At 66.9% G+C, this 15,386-nt stretch carries 17 protein-coding genes; 8 read left to right on the forward strand and 9 right to left on the reverse strand.

Annotated features, from left to right (window positions below):
• Positions 1-149 precede the first annotated feature (149 nt).
• From ACXAJT_RS00005 to ACXAJT_RS00015, 3 genes are read right to left on the reverse strand one after another with little or no spacing between them, the layout of a single operon-like run.
• Positions 150-1,076, reverse strand: a complete 927-nt coding sequence (locus ACXAJT_RS00005) for a site-specific tyrosine recombinase XerD (RefSeq protein WP_475231596.1) — start codon at positions 1,074-1,076, stop codon at positions 150-152.
• A complete protein-coding gene (locus tag ACXAJT_RS00010) occupies positions 1,073-2,704 on the reverse strand; it encodes a hypothetical protein (protein ID WP_475231599.1) in 1,632 nt (543 codons plus the stop codon). The genes ACXAJT_RS00005 and ACXAJT_RS00010 overlap by 4 nt, the downstream gene beginning before the upstream one ends.
• Positions 2,705-2,723: 19 nt before the next feature.
• Positions 2,724-2,873, reverse strand: a complete 150-nt coding sequence (locus tag ACXAJT_RS00015; RefSeq protein WP_193789503.1) for a hypothetical protein — start codon at positions 2,871-2,873, stop codon at positions 2,724-2,726.
• 94 nt (positions 2,874-2,967) lie between these two features.
• Here ACXAJT_RS00015 and ACXAJT_RS00020 point away from each other — a divergent pair, with 94 nt between their 5' ends.
• Both ACXAJT_RS00020 and aroB read left to right on the forward strand, forming a co-directional pair.
• Positions 2,968-3,540, forward strand: coding sequence for a shikimate kinase (locus tag ACXAJT_RS00020; protein ID WP_475231605.1), 573 nt, complete (start codon positions 2,968-2,970; stop codon positions 3,538-3,540).
• Positions 3,540-4,670 carry a 3-dehydroquinate synthase gene (gene aroB, locus ACXAJT_RS00025; protein WP_475231609.1) on the forward strand — a complete coding sequence of 377 codons (1,131 nt, stop codon included), beginning with the start codon at positions 3,540-3,542 and terminating at the stop codon, positions 4,668-4,670. The genes ACXAJT_RS00020 and aroB overlap by 1 nt, the downstream gene beginning before the upstream one ends.
• Positions 4,671-4,898: 228 nt before the next feature.
• Here aroB and ACXAJT_RS00030 read toward each other — a convergent pair whose 3' ends face one another.
• Entirely contained in the window at positions 4,899-5,126 is a 228-nt protein-coding gene (locus ACXAJT_RS00030; RefSeq protein ID WP_475231612.1) for a YjiS-like domain-containing protein, read from the reverse strand.
• 70 nt (positions 5,127-5,196) lie between these two features.
• Between ACXAJT_RS00030 and ACXAJT_RS00035 the strand changes: the two genes are divergently transcribed.
• The 4 genes from ACXAJT_RS00035 to ACXAJT_RS00050 all read left to right on the forward strand — a co-directional run bounded on the left by ACXAJT_RS00035 (position 5,197) and on the right by ACXAJT_RS00050 (position 8,906).
• On the forward strand, positions 5,197-6,624 hold the full coding sequence (locus tag ACXAJT_RS00035; RefSeq protein WP_475231614.1) for an aminotransferase-like domain-containing protein: 1,428 nt from the start codon (positions 5,197-5,199) through the stop codon (positions 6,622-6,624).
• A gap of 179 nt (positions 6,625-6,803) precedes the next feature.
• The gene (gene rplM, locus ACXAJT_RS00040; RefSeq protein ID WP_066100519.1) at positions 6,804-7,262 is read left to right on the forward strand and encodes a 50S ribosomal protein L13; all 459 of its coding nucleotides are present in this window, start codon (positions 6,804-6,806) and stop codon (positions 7,260-7,262) included.
• Between the two features lie 2 nt (positions 7,263-7,264).
• Positions 7,265-7,753, forward strand: coding sequence for a 30S ribosomal protein S9 (gene rpsI / locus ACXAJT_RS00045; RefSeq protein ID WP_475231616.1), 489 nt, complete (start codon positions 7,265-7,267; stop codon positions 7,751-7,753).
• A 115-nt stretch (positions 7,754-7,868) separates the two neighbouring features.
• Positions 7,869-8,906 carry a glycosyltransferase family 2 protein gene (locus ACXAJT_RS00050; RefSeq protein ID WP_475231618.1) on the forward strand — a complete coding sequence of 346 codons (1,038 nt, stop codon included), beginning with the start codon at positions 7,869-7,871 and terminating at the stop codon, positions 8,904-8,906.
• Here the strand turns inward: ACXAJT_RS00050 and ACXAJT_RS00055 are convergent.
• From ACXAJT_RS00055 to ACXAJT_RS00075, 5 genes are all read right to left on the reverse strand, one after another.
• Positions 8,893-9,753, reverse strand: coding sequence for a sulfotransferase family protein (locus ACXAJT_RS00055; protein ID WP_475231620.1), 861 nt, complete (start codon positions 9,751-9,753; stop codon positions 8,893-8,895). The genes ACXAJT_RS00050 and ACXAJT_RS00055 overlap by 14 nt on opposite strands.
• 95 nt (positions 9,754-9,848) lie before the next feature.
• The gene (locus ACXAJT_RS00060) at positions 9,849-10,466 is read right to left on the reverse strand and encodes a TetR/AcrR family transcriptional regulator (RefSeq protein ID WP_475231622.1); all 618 of its coding nucleotides are present in this window, start codon (positions 10,464-10,466) and stop codon (positions 9,849-9,851) included.
• Entirely contained in the window at positions 10,459-11,328 is an 870-nt protein-coding gene (gene ppk2 / locus ACXAJT_RS00065; protein WP_475231624.1) for a polyphosphate kinase 2, read from the reverse strand. The genes ACXAJT_RS00060 and ppk2 overlap by 8 nt, the downstream gene beginning before the upstream one ends.
• 54 nt (positions 11,329-11,382) lie before the next feature.
• A complete protein-coding gene (locus ACXAJT_RS00070) occupies positions 11,383-12,327 on the reverse strand; it encodes an alpha/beta fold hydrolase (protein ID WP_475231627.1) in 945 nt (314 codons plus the stop codon).
• Positions 12,328-12,330: 3 nt separating this feature from the next.
• Positions 12,331-13,290: a homoserine O-succinyltransferase gene (locus ACXAJT_RS00075; protein WP_475231629.1), complete on the reverse strand. Its 960-nt coding sequence runs from the start codon at positions 13,288-13,290 to the stop codon at positions 12,331-12,333.
• Between the two features lie 302 nt (positions 13,291-13,592).
• On the opposite strand from ACXAJT_RS00075, the gene ACXAJT_RS00080 reads away from it, so the two are divergent.
• Both ACXAJT_RS00080 and purQ read left to right on the forward strand, forming a co-directional pair.
• Positions 13,593-14,630, forward strand: a complete 1,038-nt coding sequence (locus tag ACXAJT_RS00080) for a zinc-binding dehydrogenase (protein ID WP_475231632.1) — start codon at positions 13,593-13,595, stop codon at positions 14,628-14,630.
• Between the two features lie 49 nt (positions 14,631-14,679).
• Positions 14,680-15,348 (forward strand): phosphoribosylformylglycinamidine synthase subunit PurQ, encoded by a 669-nt coding sequence (purQ, locus tag ACXAJT_RS00085; protein ID WP_475231636.1) that lies wholly within the window; start codon positions 14,680-14,682, stop codon positions 15,346-15,348.
• Positions 15,349-15,386 lie beyond the last annotated feature (38 nt).

Genomic DNA, 15,386 nt, shown 5'->3' on the forward strand with positions numbered 1-15,386 from the left:
GGGGGGGGGGGGGGGGGGGGGGGGGGGGGGGGGGGGGGGGGGGGGGGGGGGGGGGGGGGGGGGGGGGGGGGGGGGGGGGGGGGGGGGGGGGGTTTGTTCCCCCCCCCCCCCACCCCCGGGATATTTTGGTCTAGACGAAGCGCCGGACTTCAGTCCCGTGCCAGCGGATGGTGATCCAGCACCAGCTCGCGCAGGCGCTCTTCCAGCACATGGGTATAGATTTCGGTGGTCGCCACATCGGCGTGGCCGAGGAAGGTCTGGATGGCGCGCAGGTCGGCGCCATTGGCCAGAAGATGCGTGGCGAAAGCGTGGCGCAACGTGTGCGGCGTCACCTTTGCCGGCGAGACCCCTGCGGCCACCGCGATATCCTTGATCATCACATAAAACGCATGCCGAGTCAGGTGTCCGGCCTTGCCGCGCGACGGGAAGAGAAAGCTCGACGCGGGCTTTCCCTCGGCCTTGTGCATCGCCTCGCGCGCATCGCGTCGCTCCAGCCAGATCGCCAGCGCCTCGCGCGCGGGCGTCGACAGGGGCACCATACGCTCCTTGCCGCCCTTGCCGCGGATCAGCAGCATCCGCGGATCGCCGCGCGCCGCCGAAAGCGGCAGGGTCACAAGCTCGCTCACCCGCATGCCCGTGGCATAGAGTAACTGCATCAGGCAGCTGTTGCGCAGCTTGTCGTCGGCGCTGCGGCCGTGGGTTTCGGCGGCCTCCAGCAGCCGATCCACCTCTTCGGTGCTCAGCGTCTTGGGCAGGCGCTTGGGTCGTCCCGGACCGGCGATCTGCACCGCCGGGTTGTCGCCGCGCAGGCCTTCCTCGAAAGCAAAGCGATAGAGTTGCTTGATCGAGGAGAGCCGCCGCGCGCGGGTCGAGACCGCAAGCCCGTCGGCCTCGCAGGTGATCAGGTAATCTTCGACATCGCCGCGTTCGGCGCTGGCCAGATCGCGTTCCCGCGCCGCCAGCCAACTGGTGAAATCCGCAAGATCGCGGGCATAGGCCGAGCGGGTGTTGTCGGCGGCGCCGCGCTCCGCCGCCTGCGCCTCGAGAAAGGAGGAGACCCAATATGCGGCGCTCATAGCGGGGCACCTTCGTCGGAGAGGATCAACTGCTGGATCGCCGCGCGCCGGGCGGTGTCTTCCAGCCCGACGCGGCGCAGCGTCGCCAGCGCGCCGGTCAGATCGGCGTGGTTGCCCTGCGCGCCGGACTCGAACAGCGCGATGGCACGCAGCACCGTCTCGCCCAGTTTGTTCTGCTGCAGCAGCGCCGCAAGATCGGCGGGCACCTCGGCATCGGGGCGCCACGCCTCGGCCACGGCCTGCGCGGCGGCGCTGCGCGGCATGGCCTCGGGCGTATTGCCCTGCGCCACGGCGGTGACGGTGTCCATCAGCCCAGATTGTGGCGACATGCTGCGCGCCGCGGCCTCGTAATCGGGCGAGAGCAGGGCGGCGCGGCGGGCAAGCCCGGCGGCCCGGCCCTCAAGGTCGATGCGGCTGAGGCGCGGCGCGTAAAGCTCGGCGAACGGCACCAGCAGCCCGGCGCTGCGCATCTGCGGCCAAGCCGCGAGCAGCGCCGGGCCGATGAGGTCGGTGCGGCGCCCCTGCAGAGCGCTTTCGAGGTCTTGGATCGCCGCGACCCGGTCCCAGACACCGCCCGAGGCGGCGGGCTGCCGGTCGGTGTAGATGCCCAGCAGGCGATTGCCCGACAGCGTGCCACGCCGCGCCAGCCGTTCCGCCGCGAGGATCTGCGCGCGCCAGCCGCGGTTGCCCGACAGGTCGGCGGCGGCGAACATGCGGGGCAGCGGCTGCGTCGGCAGCGCCTCTCCGATGGTCTCGAACAGCCGGAACTCCAGCGGCGTGGGGCGGGCCGGCGGGTTGAGCGGCACCGAGGCGTCGACCAGTTCAGGGTCGAGGTGCCGCGCCAGAAGCTCGGCGTCGCGCCCGTCGATCTGTTCAAGCGCTTCCGCAGAGCCGAACACGGTGACCGCGTGCTCCCAGTTGCCGATCCGCGCGTCGCAGTAGATGCGCGTGGGAATATCGTCTGACAGGTAGGGCTGGCGCATCAGCGTGGCGCAGGGCGGGGAATCATCCCCGGCGATCAGCGCCAGATCGAGCCAGCGCTGGAAAATCTCGGGGCTGGAGGCACCGCCGGCCTGTTCCACAAGCGCCAGCGCGGCATCCACCGCGCCTTCTTCGATCAGACGGTCGATGCGCGCCACCAGCAGCGAGGGTTGGCCCTGCGGCGCGTCGGCCTCGGCCAGCAGCAGGGTGAGCATCTGCGCCGACAGCGCGGGCACGCCGGGATCGACGCGGGCGATGAGCCGGGCCAAGTCGGCCGCGTCGGAGGCGGACCAGAGCGTGCGCGGCAGCCCGGTCATCGCCGAGGACAGCAGCCCGGCGGCCTCTGCCGACGGCGCGTCGAGCGTGGTGCTTTCGACCGCCGGCGCGTTGCCGGAACTGGCGATCGGCGGCTCGTCAATCGGCAGGGCGTCGGGTGGCGACGTGCGTCCGGGAAACGCGCGCCGCGCAGAGCCGGGCGCGGGCGCCTCTGGCAGCGGATGCGGCACGCGCCGCGCGCCTTCGCTGGGCGCGGGCAGCGGCATGGCGGCGCTGACCCCCGGCACGCCGGACACACCGGGGCTGCGCTTGAGCCAGTCGATGGCGGCAAGCGGGGCCTCGGCGGCGGCGAGCGTCGGGGCGCCCAGCACCAGGGCGCACAGGAGTAGCCTAGTTCGCATCAAGCTCCACGGGCTGGCGGATTTCCGTCTGCGGCGGCGAGAAGTCGGCGCCGAAATACGGGCCGACGTAGGCGTAGGCCACCAGCGCGATCGCCGCGAGGACGAGAAGGAAGAAAAGGGGTTTGAGGAGTCGTCCCATATGCTCGTTAGTCCTGCCTCATGTTTTTTGTCACTTATACCTAGCCTTTTTGGCAACGACACGTCATTCACGGCCTCAGGAGGCAGAATTGGCGATGCATGGCCGAGAAACAAGGGGAATGCACCCGAAGTTGAAAAAGACAGTAGTGCTGGTGGGCATGATGGGAGCAGGGAAATCGGCCGTTGGCCGGGCGCTCGCTTCTGCCCTGAACGTGCCGTTTCGCGATTCGGATGCCGAGATCGAGAAAGCGGCGAACATGACGATCGCCGAGATCTTCGCCCGCGACGGCGAGGCCTTCTTTCGGCGTAAGGAAAGTCAGGTGATCGAGCGTCTGCTCGACGCCCGCCCGGCGGTGCTTTCGACCGGGGGCGGTGCCTATATGGCCGAGGCCAACCGCCGGATGATCACCGACAAGGGCGTTGCCGTCTGGCTCGACGCCGATCTCAAGGTGCTTTGGGGGCGGGTGCGCCACAAGGACACCCGGCCGTTGCTGCGCACCCCCGATCCGCTCGCCACGCTGACCGAGATCTACGAGCGCCGCGTGCCGATCTACGCGCAGGCCGATCTGGCGGTGCGCTCCGAGCAGGGGTTGGCGGTGGAGGCCATGGCGCTGAAGGTGATCGAGACGCTGAAGACGCGCCCCGACGTATTGGAGGAATGCAGCTGATGAGTGATGCGGCGCAGCCGGAAACGGTACATGTAGATTTGGGCGCGCGCGCCTATGACGTGCGCATCGGCGCCGGACTGCTGGCGCGGGCCGGTGCCGAGATCGCGCCGCTGCTGGGCAGCCGCAAACGGGTGGTGGTGGTCAGCGACGAGACCGTTGCCGCCGCGCATCTGCTGGCGCTTCGCGACGGTCTGGCCGCCGAAGGCATCGCCTGCGAGGCGCTGAGCCTGACGCCGGGCGAGGCCACCAAGTGCTGGCGCGAATTGGAACGTGTCACCGAATGGCTTCTGGCGCAGAAAGTCGAACGGCGTGACGTCGTGGTGGCGCTTGGCGGTGGGGTGATCGGCGATCTCGTCGGCTTTGCCGCCGCGATCCTGCGCCGCGGCGTGCGTTTCGTGCAGATCCCCACCTCGCTGTTGGCGCAGGTCGACAGTTCGGTGGGCGGCAAGACCGGGATCAACTCGCCGGCGGGCAAGAACCTGATCGGCGCCTTCCATCAGCCCGCGCTGGTGCTGGCCGACATCGGCGTGCTGGACACTCTGACGCCGCGCGATTTTCGCGCGGGCTATGGCGAGGTGGTGAAATACGGGTTGCTCGGCGATGCCGCCTTCTTCGACTGGCTTGAGGCGAACGCCGATGCGCTCGTGGCGCGCGAGCGTGGCGCGCTGGCGCATGCGGTGACCCGCTCGGTGCAGATGAAGGCCGAGATCGTCGTGCGCGACGAGACCGAGCAGGGCGACCGCGCGCTGCTCAACCTTGGGCACACGTTCTGCCATGCGCTGGAGGCGGCGACCGGCTATTCGGACCGATTGCTGCACGGCGAGGGCGTGGCGATCGGCTGCGCGCTGGCGTTCGAGCTTTCGGCGCGGCTCGGGCTCTGCCCGCAAGAGGACCCATCGCGGCTGCGCGCGCATCTCGCCGAGATGGGCATGAAGCGCGATCTTTCGGACATTCCCGGCGATCTGCCGCCCGCAGAGGCGCTCTACGATCTGATGGGGCAGGACAAGAAGGTGCTCGACGGGGCCATCCGCTTCATCCTCGCACGCGGGATCGGCGCGGCCTTTGTCACCGCCGATGTGCCGCGCGAGGCCGTGCTGGACGTGCTGCGCGATGGGCTATCCGCCCGCTGAATGGCGCCGCCGCGCTCGTAATGCGTATTTTTAAAGAGAAGAAGCCTGGAGATCGTCGCAGACCTCCAGGCTTCTTCTCTTTTCAAATACGCATGTCCGGCGGGGCCACCGGCGCAGCTTGGGGAGGTCGCCGAAACGGCCGGCACATGGATTTGAAGAATGGCGAAATGAAAAATGGCGCGAGGGGGTGCCTCGCGCCAGTGGAAGAGGTTCCGTCAGGTCCGGGGATCAGCCCTGCCAGAACGTGCGGCGCGCCTCCCGAAGGGCGGCGGTCCGTTCCAGTCCGACGTCGCGCAGAAGATGGTCGTCGAGATCGAGCAGCGCGCGGCGGGTTCGGCTGCGCTCGGACCATTTCGCGGTCAACACCGCAACGCGCAGCGCCATGGCCGCAAACGGCGGCAGCGGGCGCTGCGCGTCGAGATAGGCAAGAAGCGGGGCGTGGGCGGCATGTGCCATCGGTGTGTCTCCAGTTTTGTGTCGGTACAATTATCTTGATCTCATGGATATATTGATACATTGTGCCTTTATGGTGGTCGAGAAAAACATTGTTACCGATACAATTTTCGAACTGTTCGAAAAACAGCCATCGGCACCGAAATATCGCATGCTGGCCAGCGCGTTGCGCGAGGGGATCACGCAGGGGCAGCTGCCTCCGGGCACGCGCCTTCCGCCAGTGCGCGAGCTGGGATGGCGGCTGGGCATGACGCCGGGCACCGTGGCGCGGGCTTATACATTGCTCACCGACGAGGCTGTGCTGGTGGCCGAGGTCGGGCGGGGCACCTTCGTGCGCGAGGCGCAGGACATCGGGCCGGCGCTGCTGATCGAGAGCAGCCCACGCGAGGTGACGTCCAACGGAGATGCGATGGTCAGCCTGTTCACTGGGCGGATTCCAGATCTGGGGCAGGTCGCGCTGGTGCGCGAGGCGCTGGCGCGGATCTCGGCGCGGCCGTCGCCGGGGCTGATGGACTATCCCACCAGCCGTGCCTTCGCGCCGGCCCGGCATGCGGCGCTGGCGTGGTTGTCGGACGTGCCCTTGGGGCAGGTTCATCACGAGGATCTGGTGCTCAGCCACGGGGCGCAGAACGGCATCTCTCTGGTCATGCAGGCGGTGCTGCGCGGGCGGCGACCAGTGGTTCTGGTGGAGGAACTTTGCTACCCCGGCTTCCGCCGCGCCGCCGAACTGCTGCGCGCCGAGCCCGTGCCGGTGCCGATGGATGAACATGGGCTGCGCCCCGACGCGCTGGCGGATCTGGCGCGCCGGCATGAGGCGCAGCTGCTCTGCACCTCGCCGGCGGTGCACAATCCCACCACCCGCATGACCTCGCCCGCCCGGCGGCGCGAGATCGCCGCGGTGGCGCGCAGCTGCGGGCTGCATGTGCTCGAGGATGACAGCACCTTTCTGGGCGAGGCGCGCTACGAGACCTACCGCGCCATGCTGCCCGAGCAGGGTTGGTTCGTCTCGTCGATCTCCAAGACGCTGACCCCCAGCCTGCGCGTCGGTTTCGTCGCCGCGCCGCGGGCGCGGCGCGGCGATCTGCGGCGGGCTGCGGAATACGGGTTCTTTGGCCTTGCGCTGCCGCTGGCGGATCTGCTGACCGATCTGCTGAGCCGGGACGAGACCCGCGAGATTGTCCGCGCCGTGCGGGCGCGCAACGCGCTTTACGTCCGCAGCGCGGTGAATATCCTCGGCAGTCATGACATCACATGGAACGAAGAGGCGCCCTTCGTCTGGCTTCGGCTTCCGAGCGGGTGGCGGGCCGCGGCCTTCTGCATGGCGGCCGAGGCCGAAGGCGTGCAGGTGCGTGCCGCCGAGGAATTCGCCCTCCGCGACGCCTTTGCCCCGCACGCCATCCGCATCGGGATGAACGGGCAGGTGCCGCTGCCCGAGTTCGAGGACGCCATTCTGCGCTTGCGCCGCTTGCTTGACGATCCGCCCGAGCAGATCCTCGTGTGATCCGCGGATCGGAGTGAAGATTTGTGGGGTATTTTAATACCGTTTTTGCAAAGTATTGATTTTGAACGTGTAATTGAAAATCATGGTGCTTGACTGTGTCGTGGGCATGCTTATAACCCGCCCATCGGAATTCGGGGCCCTGCGCGGCTCCTTTTTGAACCAGCTCAAGGGCAACCACGATGAAAACCTTCTCTGCGACTCCGGCAGACATCGAGAAGAAATGGATCGTGATCGACGCGGAAGGCGTCGTTCTCGGCCGTCTCGCCTCGATCGTTGCCATGCGTCTGCGTGGCAAGCACAAGGCCACCTTCACCCCGCACATGGACATGGGCGACAATGTCATCGTCATCAACGCCGACAAGGTGCAGATGACCGGCAAGAAGCGTGAAGAAAACTTCTACTGGCACACCGGCCACCCGGGCGGCATCAAGTCCCGCACGAAGGCCCAGATCCTCGAGGGTGCACATCCCGAGCGTGTCGTGTTCCAGGCCGTCAAGCGCATGCTTCCGGGCAACCGCCTGTCGCGCCAGCAAATGACCAACCTGCGCATCTACGCAGGTGCGGCGCACCCGCACGAGGCGCAATCGCCTGAAGTGCTGGACGTCAAGTCGATGAACAAGAAAAACACCCGGGTGTAATCATGGCCGAACAGATCAACTCTCTGGAAGAGCTGGGCACCGCTGCAGGCATCGAAGCTGCGCCCGAAACCGTCGAAACCCCGCGCGAGCCCGTCCGTGACGAACTGGGCCGCTCCTATGCCACCGGCAAGCGGAAGGACGCGGTCGCACGCGTCTGGATCAAGCCGGGCTCGGGCAAGGTCGTGGTGAACGGCAAGGAACAGGCGAAGTACTTCGCACGTCCCGTGCTGCAGATGATCCTGCGTCAGCCCTTCACCGTTGCCGGTGTGGAAGACCAGTTCGACGTCTACGCCACCGTCAAAGGCGGCGGTCTTTCCGGTCAGGCCGGTGCGGTCAAGCACGGCATCTCGAAAGCTCTGCAGCTGTACGATCCGTCGCTGCGTGGCGCGCTGAAAGCCGCAGGCTTCCTGACCCGCGACAGCCGCGTCGTCGAGCGTAAGAAGTTCGGCCGCCGCAAGGCACGCCGCAGCTTCCAGTTCTCGAAGCGCTGATTTCGGAACTCTGCGAAACTTTGGGAAAAGCCACCTGCACAGGTGGCTTTTTTCGTATGTGGATGGAATAGATGGCCGCAGGGCTGGACGCAGTGTCGGGGGCGGGATGAAGCCGTTGGAATTCAAGGATGTCGGCGAAACGATCGAGCTGATCGGCCCAGAGCTAGATCAGGACAAGACGACGGTGTTTTCGATCTTTCGGGACGAGATGTATTTTGCACCGGCGTTCTTTGACCACTACCGCAAGCTCGGGGTCCGCCAGTTCATCATCGTCGACGACAAGTCCGAGGATGGCACAACGGCCTATCTCGACGCTCAACCCGACTGCATCCGCGTAAGCTCCGAACTGCGGTACGGCTCCGAGGTTCAGGTCCGCGATCCGCGCGGCAAGCGGCGGCCCCTGCGCGCGGGCATCTACTTCAAGGGGGCGATCCCGCAGCATCTCATGCCCGGGCGGTTCGTGACCTATGTGGACGCCGACGAGTTCATGCTGCTGCCCCCCGGCGTCAGCAGCCTCGGCGAGATCGAGGCGCGGCTGCGCCGGGACGGCGATGTTGCGGCCTTTGCCACTTTGGTCGAGTTCTTCCCGCGCGATGCGTCGGGTTTCGGTGAGCTTGACGCGCCTCAGGCGCTTGGAGATCTGCTGGACGCGTCGCCTTATTTTGAGGCTGAACCGCTGCTGAAGCTGGTGCCCGGCGAGCGCAAGCCCGAGTTCGTTGCGCAAAGCAAATCGGTGCGGTTGATGGAGGATTATGGCCTGCTTCCGAAGCCGGAGGCATCGCGCCGCTTCTGGGGGCGGCTGTTCCATCGCGCGCCGCCGAAGACCGAGACGTTTTTCCAGTCACCGCGGCACAAGACGCCGATCGTCTGCCATTCTGAAGACACGTTCATGGTCGGGACGCATAACGTGAACCGCCCGCCCAGCATGACTGTTATGCCGGTGATCGCTCACTTTGTTTTCACACCGCAGTTCGGCCGCAAGGTCGCCAAGGCTTTGGAGTGGGGCTCGCATGTGCATGGCGCGTCGAAGTACCGCTACTACGCTCAGCTGCTCGAGCAGATGCAGACCCGGCAGAGCGGGTTCCTAGGCCCGAAATCGCAGCGCTACGAGGGCCCCGAGCAATTTCTGGACTGCGGCCTTATGCGCTGGTGAGCACGAAGCGCGCCGAGGGCCAGAGCGTCGCCGCCTCGGGCAGCCGGGCCGCCACCGCCCGGTAGCTTGGGGCATAATGCGCGGCGATCTCGGCGGCGAGCGCCTCGGGGATCTGTCCGCCCGAGGCGCGGGCGTTGACCTTGGTGCTGCCGCTGCCGGCCTCGGCAGGCACGCCCGCAAACCCGGCGAGGGCCGCGATACCGGCATCCGTGAACAGCGTTTCGAACAGCGCGAAGTGACGCTCGTGCGGGGCAAAGACCACGTCGATGTTGGCCAGCGTAAGGTCATAGCGGCTGCGCGCCTCGGCCTCCTTGTTGGCGTAGAAGGCGCGCAGCGGCGCGCTGTTCTCCTGCGACAGCGGAAGACGCCCTTTTTCCATCTCCATCCGCAGGTGCGAGCGTAGCCGGTCCACCGGATCGCGCATGGAGAAGATGGCGCGGGTCTCGATACCGCGCTTGGCGAAACCGTCGCGGATGCGCGCCAGCGTCTCGGGCGGCAGCGCCGCGTAAGACGGGGTGATGTCGCCCGTACGTACGATCCCGGGCTGCTCCAGCAGCGCGGCAAAATAGTCGAAATACGCCTCTGGATCGCTCTGCAATCGCCAGCGCAGATGCTGCGCCGGCTCCTCCCCGCCAAGGCCGGTCTTGAGTTTCGCGCGCAGCTTCTGGCGCAGCGGCGGCTCGGCCACTTCGTAACGCGCGAAGACGCCGCCCAGCACGTGTTCCCAGACCTGATACTCGCCAAGCCGTCCGAAGTCGCTGCCGGCTTGGCGGTTGAGATAAGCCTGTATCCAGGTCGAGCCGCATTTCTGGCCGCCGAGGCCGAGGAAGAAGGTCTTTTGCGTCATGGTCTGGTCCTTGCGGGGGTGGCGGTCCCGTTGGGGGCTCTGCCCCCGCCGCGCCGGGCGCGGCGCCCCCGGGATATTTTTGTCTAGACGAAGGGTCAGGCGTCGGGCGGAATAAGGCCGAGGCCGCGCAGGTAGATGCCGATGCCGGTCTCCAGCAACTCGTCTGCGGGGAAGGGCGATTGCGTGCCCGGCGAATTGCGCGCGAAGAGCTCGACAACGCCGTGGCTCAGCGCCCAGACATGGGCTGAGAACATCGCCGCCGGCGGGCGCTTCTCGGGCGGGATGTGCTGCGACAGATCGTTCGCCGCCTGTTCCAGAACGCCGCGCGCGTGGCGACTGGCGGCGGCCAGTTCGGGCGAGTGGTTCACCGAAATCCCGCTCTCGAACATCGAGATGTAATGGCCGGGATGGCGGCGGGCGAACGCCAGATAGGCTCGCCCCGTGGCCTCGAAGGCGGCGAGCGCCGAAGGCTGGCCGCTGTCGTAGGCGTATTGCATCAGGTCGCCGAAGATCTCGTAGCCCTGCCGGGCAGCTTCGGCGATGAGGTCCTCGCGCCCCGAGAAATGCCGATAGACCGCAGCGGGGGTGACCCCGGCGCGCTTCGCCGCCTCCGACAGGGTGAAGCCGGTGGGGCCCTTCTCCTCGATCAGTTCGAGCGCGGCCTCGACCAGCGCCTGTCGCAGATTGCCGTGGTGGTAGCCGCGTTTACCCATCCCAGATTTCCGGGCCTCCGGCGATCTTGGCGTCGGGCACGCCGACGGCGGCCTCGTCCTTGTTGTCATAATCGAGATGGCTCAGCACATGGCGGATCGCGGCGAGGCGGGCGCGCTTCTTGTCGTCCGAGCGGATCACCGTCCAGGGCGCCGCCGACGTATGGCTGCGCGACAGGGTCTCGCGGATCGCCGCGCCGTATTCGTCCCAGAGTTTCAGCCCGTCCACGTCGATAGGCGAGAGCTTCCATTGCTTCAGCGGGTCCTGCTCGCGCGACAGAAAGCGGCGCAGTTGCTCGGCCTGACCGACGTTGAGCCAGAACTTGAAGAGCTTGATGCCCTCGTCGACCAGCATCTTCTCGAAGTCCGGCACCTGCGCAAAGAAATGCTCGCGCTGCGCCTCGGTGCAAAAGCCGAAGACATGCTCGACCACGCCGCGGTTGTACCAGCTGCGGTCGAAGAAAACGATCTCGCCGCCGGCGGGCAGATGATCGATGTAACGCTGCAGATACCATTGTGTCGCCTCGGTGTCCGAGGGTTTGGACAGCGCCACCACACGCGCGCCGCGCGGGTTGAGGTTCTCGCGGAAGCGTTTGATCGTGCCCCCTTTGCCGGCGGCGTCACGGCCCTCGAAAAGAATGGCGATGCGCGCACCGCTTTCCTTCACGTGGCGCTGCAGTTTCATCAGTTCGACCTGCAGCGCCTTCATCTGCTTGTCGTAAGCTTTGCCCTTCATCTCTTCGGAATAGGGGTAGCTTGGCGAGAGGATGTCATCCTTGTCGGCGCGGCGGATGGCCTGACGCACCTCCTTGGGAGCCTTTTTCTCGTAAAACGCGCTGATCGCGCCGTCGAAGGGCAGGGACACGGGGCTAGGTCCTTCTGATTGCTTCGTCTTGAGCACTATGGGGGCAAGTGGCGGTCAGAGCAAACCCGCGCGGGCGGCGGCGCGGGCGATGGCGGCGTCCATCTGCGCCGGGGCGACATGCTGCGGCATATGGCCGACGCGGGGCAGGGTGACAAGATTGGCACCCGGGATCTGCGCCGCCGTGGGCACCGAATGGATGTGCAGCCCCACCGTGGTGTCCGCCTCGCCGTGGACCAGTTCGACCGGCAGTTCAAGCGACGGGTAGCGCGGGGCGAGGGCGCGGATCTCTGCTTTCAGGCTGGCGCGCTGGCGGGCGTTGGCGGCAAGGCTTTCGCGGCGCAGCGTCAGCGGCGCGCCGATATGGGCCGCGTAGCCTTCGGGTACCGGGTTGGGCAGGAACACCTCGGTGATCGCGTCCTGCACGGCGCTGTCGGGGGCGAAGGCGGCAATGGCGGGATTGGCCAGCGGTGCCAGCGGTCCGGCGGTGATCTGGTAGAACAGCGGCAGCGCGCCCTCCCAAGGCTGCGAGGCGGCGCCCAGCAGCACCAGCGCCGAGACGCGCTCGGGGTGGTTCGCCGCCCAAGCAAGTGCCACCGCGCCACCATAGGACTGGCCAAGCACGATGGGGCGCTCTGCGCCAAGCTGCGCAGCGGCAGACGACAGCAGAGCGGCCTGCTCGAAGATGCTGTCGCCATCGGCGTCGGCCTCGGTGTAGCCAAGACCGGGGCGGTCGAAGGCGATCACCCGGTAGCGTGGGCTCAGCCGCTCGACCGCGTCGAAGGTCCAGTCGCGCAGATTGCCCGAGGCGCCATGGATCAGCACCAGCGGCGGGCCGCTGCCCTGCTCGACGTAGTGCACGCGGCGGGCGCCGACCTGCAGGAAGTTCCCCTCGGGCGGATAGGCGATCTCGGCGCTGCTGGCCTCGCGCCCGGCCTTGCTACCGGTCAGCCCACAGCCAGCCAGCGCCAGCAGCAGGGCGGGCAGCAGCATCTGCCACATGGCTCAGGCCCCGACCTTCGCCGCGGCGCGCCAGTCGGTGGACTCGCTGCCGATGCGCATGACGTCGAAAGGTGTGGTCATGTAGATCTCCGAGATCCAGTTGGTGAACAGCAGGTGGGCATGGCTGCGCCAGCGGTTCTGCGGCTTCTGGCTGGGATCGTCGCTGGGATAATAATTGGCCGGCACATTGATCGCTTTCCCCGCCTCGATGTCGCGGTCGTATTCGTCCTTCAGCGTGGTGCTGTCGTATTCTAGGTGGTTGAAGATATAGAGCGCGCGATGCGCCTTGTCCTCGACCAGCGCCGGACCGGTCTCGGGCGAGTCGATCAGCACAGGCAGGCCGGCGGCCTCGATCTCGTCGCGGCGCATTTCGGTCCAGCGCGAGACCGGCATCACCATGTCGTCGGAAAAGCCGCGCAGGAAGGGCGAGGCGGGTGCGAGGTTCTGGTGACGCACGCAGCCAAAGGCCTTGTGATCAAGGATGTGCTTCTTGATGCCATGGAAATAGTTGATCATCGCCATGCCGCCCCAGCAGACGCCGAAGGTGGCGTGCACATGGGTCTGGCTCCAGTCGAAGACGCGTTTGAGCTCGTCCCAGTAGGTGACCTCGGCAAACTCCAGATGCTCGATCGGCGCGCCGGTGATGATCAGCCCGTCGAATTTCTCGCCGCTCGCCTCGACCTCGGAGAAGGGCCGGTAGAAGGCCTCCATGTGCTCGGCGGCGGTATTTCTGGTCTGGTGCTCGCTCATGCGGATCAGCGAGAACTCGATCTGCAGCGGCGTCGCCCCGATCAGGCGCGCGAACTGGTTCTCGGTCTGGATCTTCTTGGGCATGAGGTTGAGCAGCGCGATGCGCAGCGGCCGGATGTCCTGACGCGAGGCGCTGTCCTCGGACATGACCATCACGCCCTCGCGCGAAAGCACGGCATAGGCGGGAAGGTCTTCGGGCAGCTTGATCGGCATGAATATCATCCTTTGGTCAGTTGCGCAGATGTATCGCCGCAGGGGCATTTGCTCAAGAGGGGCGCGCTGACGTGGCGGAGAGCCCTTGCTCAGATGGGAACCTGCGAGAAGGGGGCTCTGCCCCCGGCCGCTGCGCGGCCTCCCCCGGGATATTTGGATCTAGACGAAGGTTGGACGTTCCGTACTTCGTCTAGACCAAAATATCCCCGCCGGAGGCAGGCCGACCGGCGCCGCGCGCGCAGGGGCTTGTGTTTTGGCAAGGTCTGTCGTTCTGTGATCGCAGTTTTTGGAGGAGATCATTCATGCGTGCCGCTGTGCTGAGGGAATACAACGCCGACCTGTCGATCGAGGAGGTGCCGATGCCCGAGTGCCCCGAGGACGGGGTGGTGCTGAAGGTGCTGGCCTGCGGGGTCTGCCGCTCGGACTGGCACGGCTGGTCGGGCGAGCATCCGCGGGTCAAGCCGGGGCAGATTCAGGGGCATGAGTACTGCGGCGAGGTGGTCGAAGCAGGGCGGGGCTCGCAGTGGCAGGTGGGGGATACGTTGGTGGCGCCTTTCATCCTTGCCTGCGGCACCTGTCCGCAGTGCCGCGAGGGGCATCAGCACACGTGTTTTGACCAGCGCCTGCCGGGCTTCGTCGAGCCCGGCGCCTTTGCCGAATACGTTGCCGTGCCGCGCGACTTCAACCTTGCCCGGCTGCCCGAGGGCATGTCGCCGACGTTGGCGGCGGGACTTGGCTGCCGCGTGACCACCGCGTGGCACGCGCTCACCGGGCGCGCGGCGCTGCAGGGCGGCGAGTGGCTGGCGGTGCATGGCACCGGCGGCATCGGGCTCTCGGCGGCGATCCTCGGACGGGCGCTTGGCGCGCATGTGGTGGTGGTGGACGTGGTGCGGGAAAAGCTGGATCACGCGCTGTCGCTCGGCATGGATGCCGCGGTGAACGCTGCCGAGGAAGATGCCGCGGCGCGGATCAAAGAGATCACCGGCGGCGGCGCGCATGTCAGCGTCGAGGCATTGGGCATTCCGCAGACCGTCAATGCCTCGATCCGTTGCCTGCGCGCGCTGGGGCGGCACGTGCAGGTGGGCATGCCGGTGGGCCATCATGCGGTGCAGGAGGTCGATATGAACGCCGTCTACATGGCCAATCTGGCGCTTTACGGCACCCGCGGCATGCCCTCGCATCGCTATCCGTCGCTGCTTGGATTGATTACGCGCGGAAAGGTGGATATGAGCCCGCTTATCGCGCGCGAGATTCCCCTCAGCCAGGCCGGGGCGGAACTGGCGGCGTTCAACGGGCCGACGCCTCCGGGTGTGGCCGTGATCACCGATTTCACCCGCTGACGCGGGGGCGGCGCCGCAGCGCGCCGCGAGGCCGTTCAGGAGAGTGCCCATGAAAGCCGCCGTCATCGTCTTCCCCGGATCGAACTGCGATCGCGATCTCAAGATGGCCTTCGAGCAGGCCGGGCTGCAGGTCGAGATGGTCTGGCACAAGGACACCGCGCTGCCCGAAGGCATCGACATCGTCGGCCTGCCGGGCGGCTTCTCCTACGGTGACTACCTGCGCTGCGGTGCCATCGCCGCCAACTCGCCGATCTGCCGCGGCGTGAAGGCGCACGCCGAGCGAGGCGGCTACGTCTTCGGTGTCTGCAACGGTTTCCAGATTCTCACCGAGACCGGGCTGCTGCCGGGCGCGCTGCTGCGCAACGCCAATCTCAAGTACATCTGCCGCACGGTGGGGCTCGAGGTGGCGGAAAGCCAGTCGGTGTTCACCCGCGGCTACGAGATGGGCGCGCGCATCGGCATTCCGATCGCGCACCACGACGGCAACTACACCGCCGACGCGGCGACGCTGGACATGCTGGAAGACGAGGGCCGCGTGGCCTTCCGCTACAGCGACAACCCCAACGGGTCGGACCGTGACATCGCGGGCATCCTTTCGGAAAACCGCCGTGTTCTCGGGATGATGCCGCACCCCGAGCGGGCCTGCGATCCGGCGCAGGGCAATGAGGATGGTGCGCGTCTTTTCGCCCATTTGACCGCCGCTTTGGCCGAGGCTTGACCGGCAACGCTTGAGAAGGCGGCACGCGGCGCGTAAAT

The organism is Salipiger sp. ABF4_146, assembly GCF_056161345.1.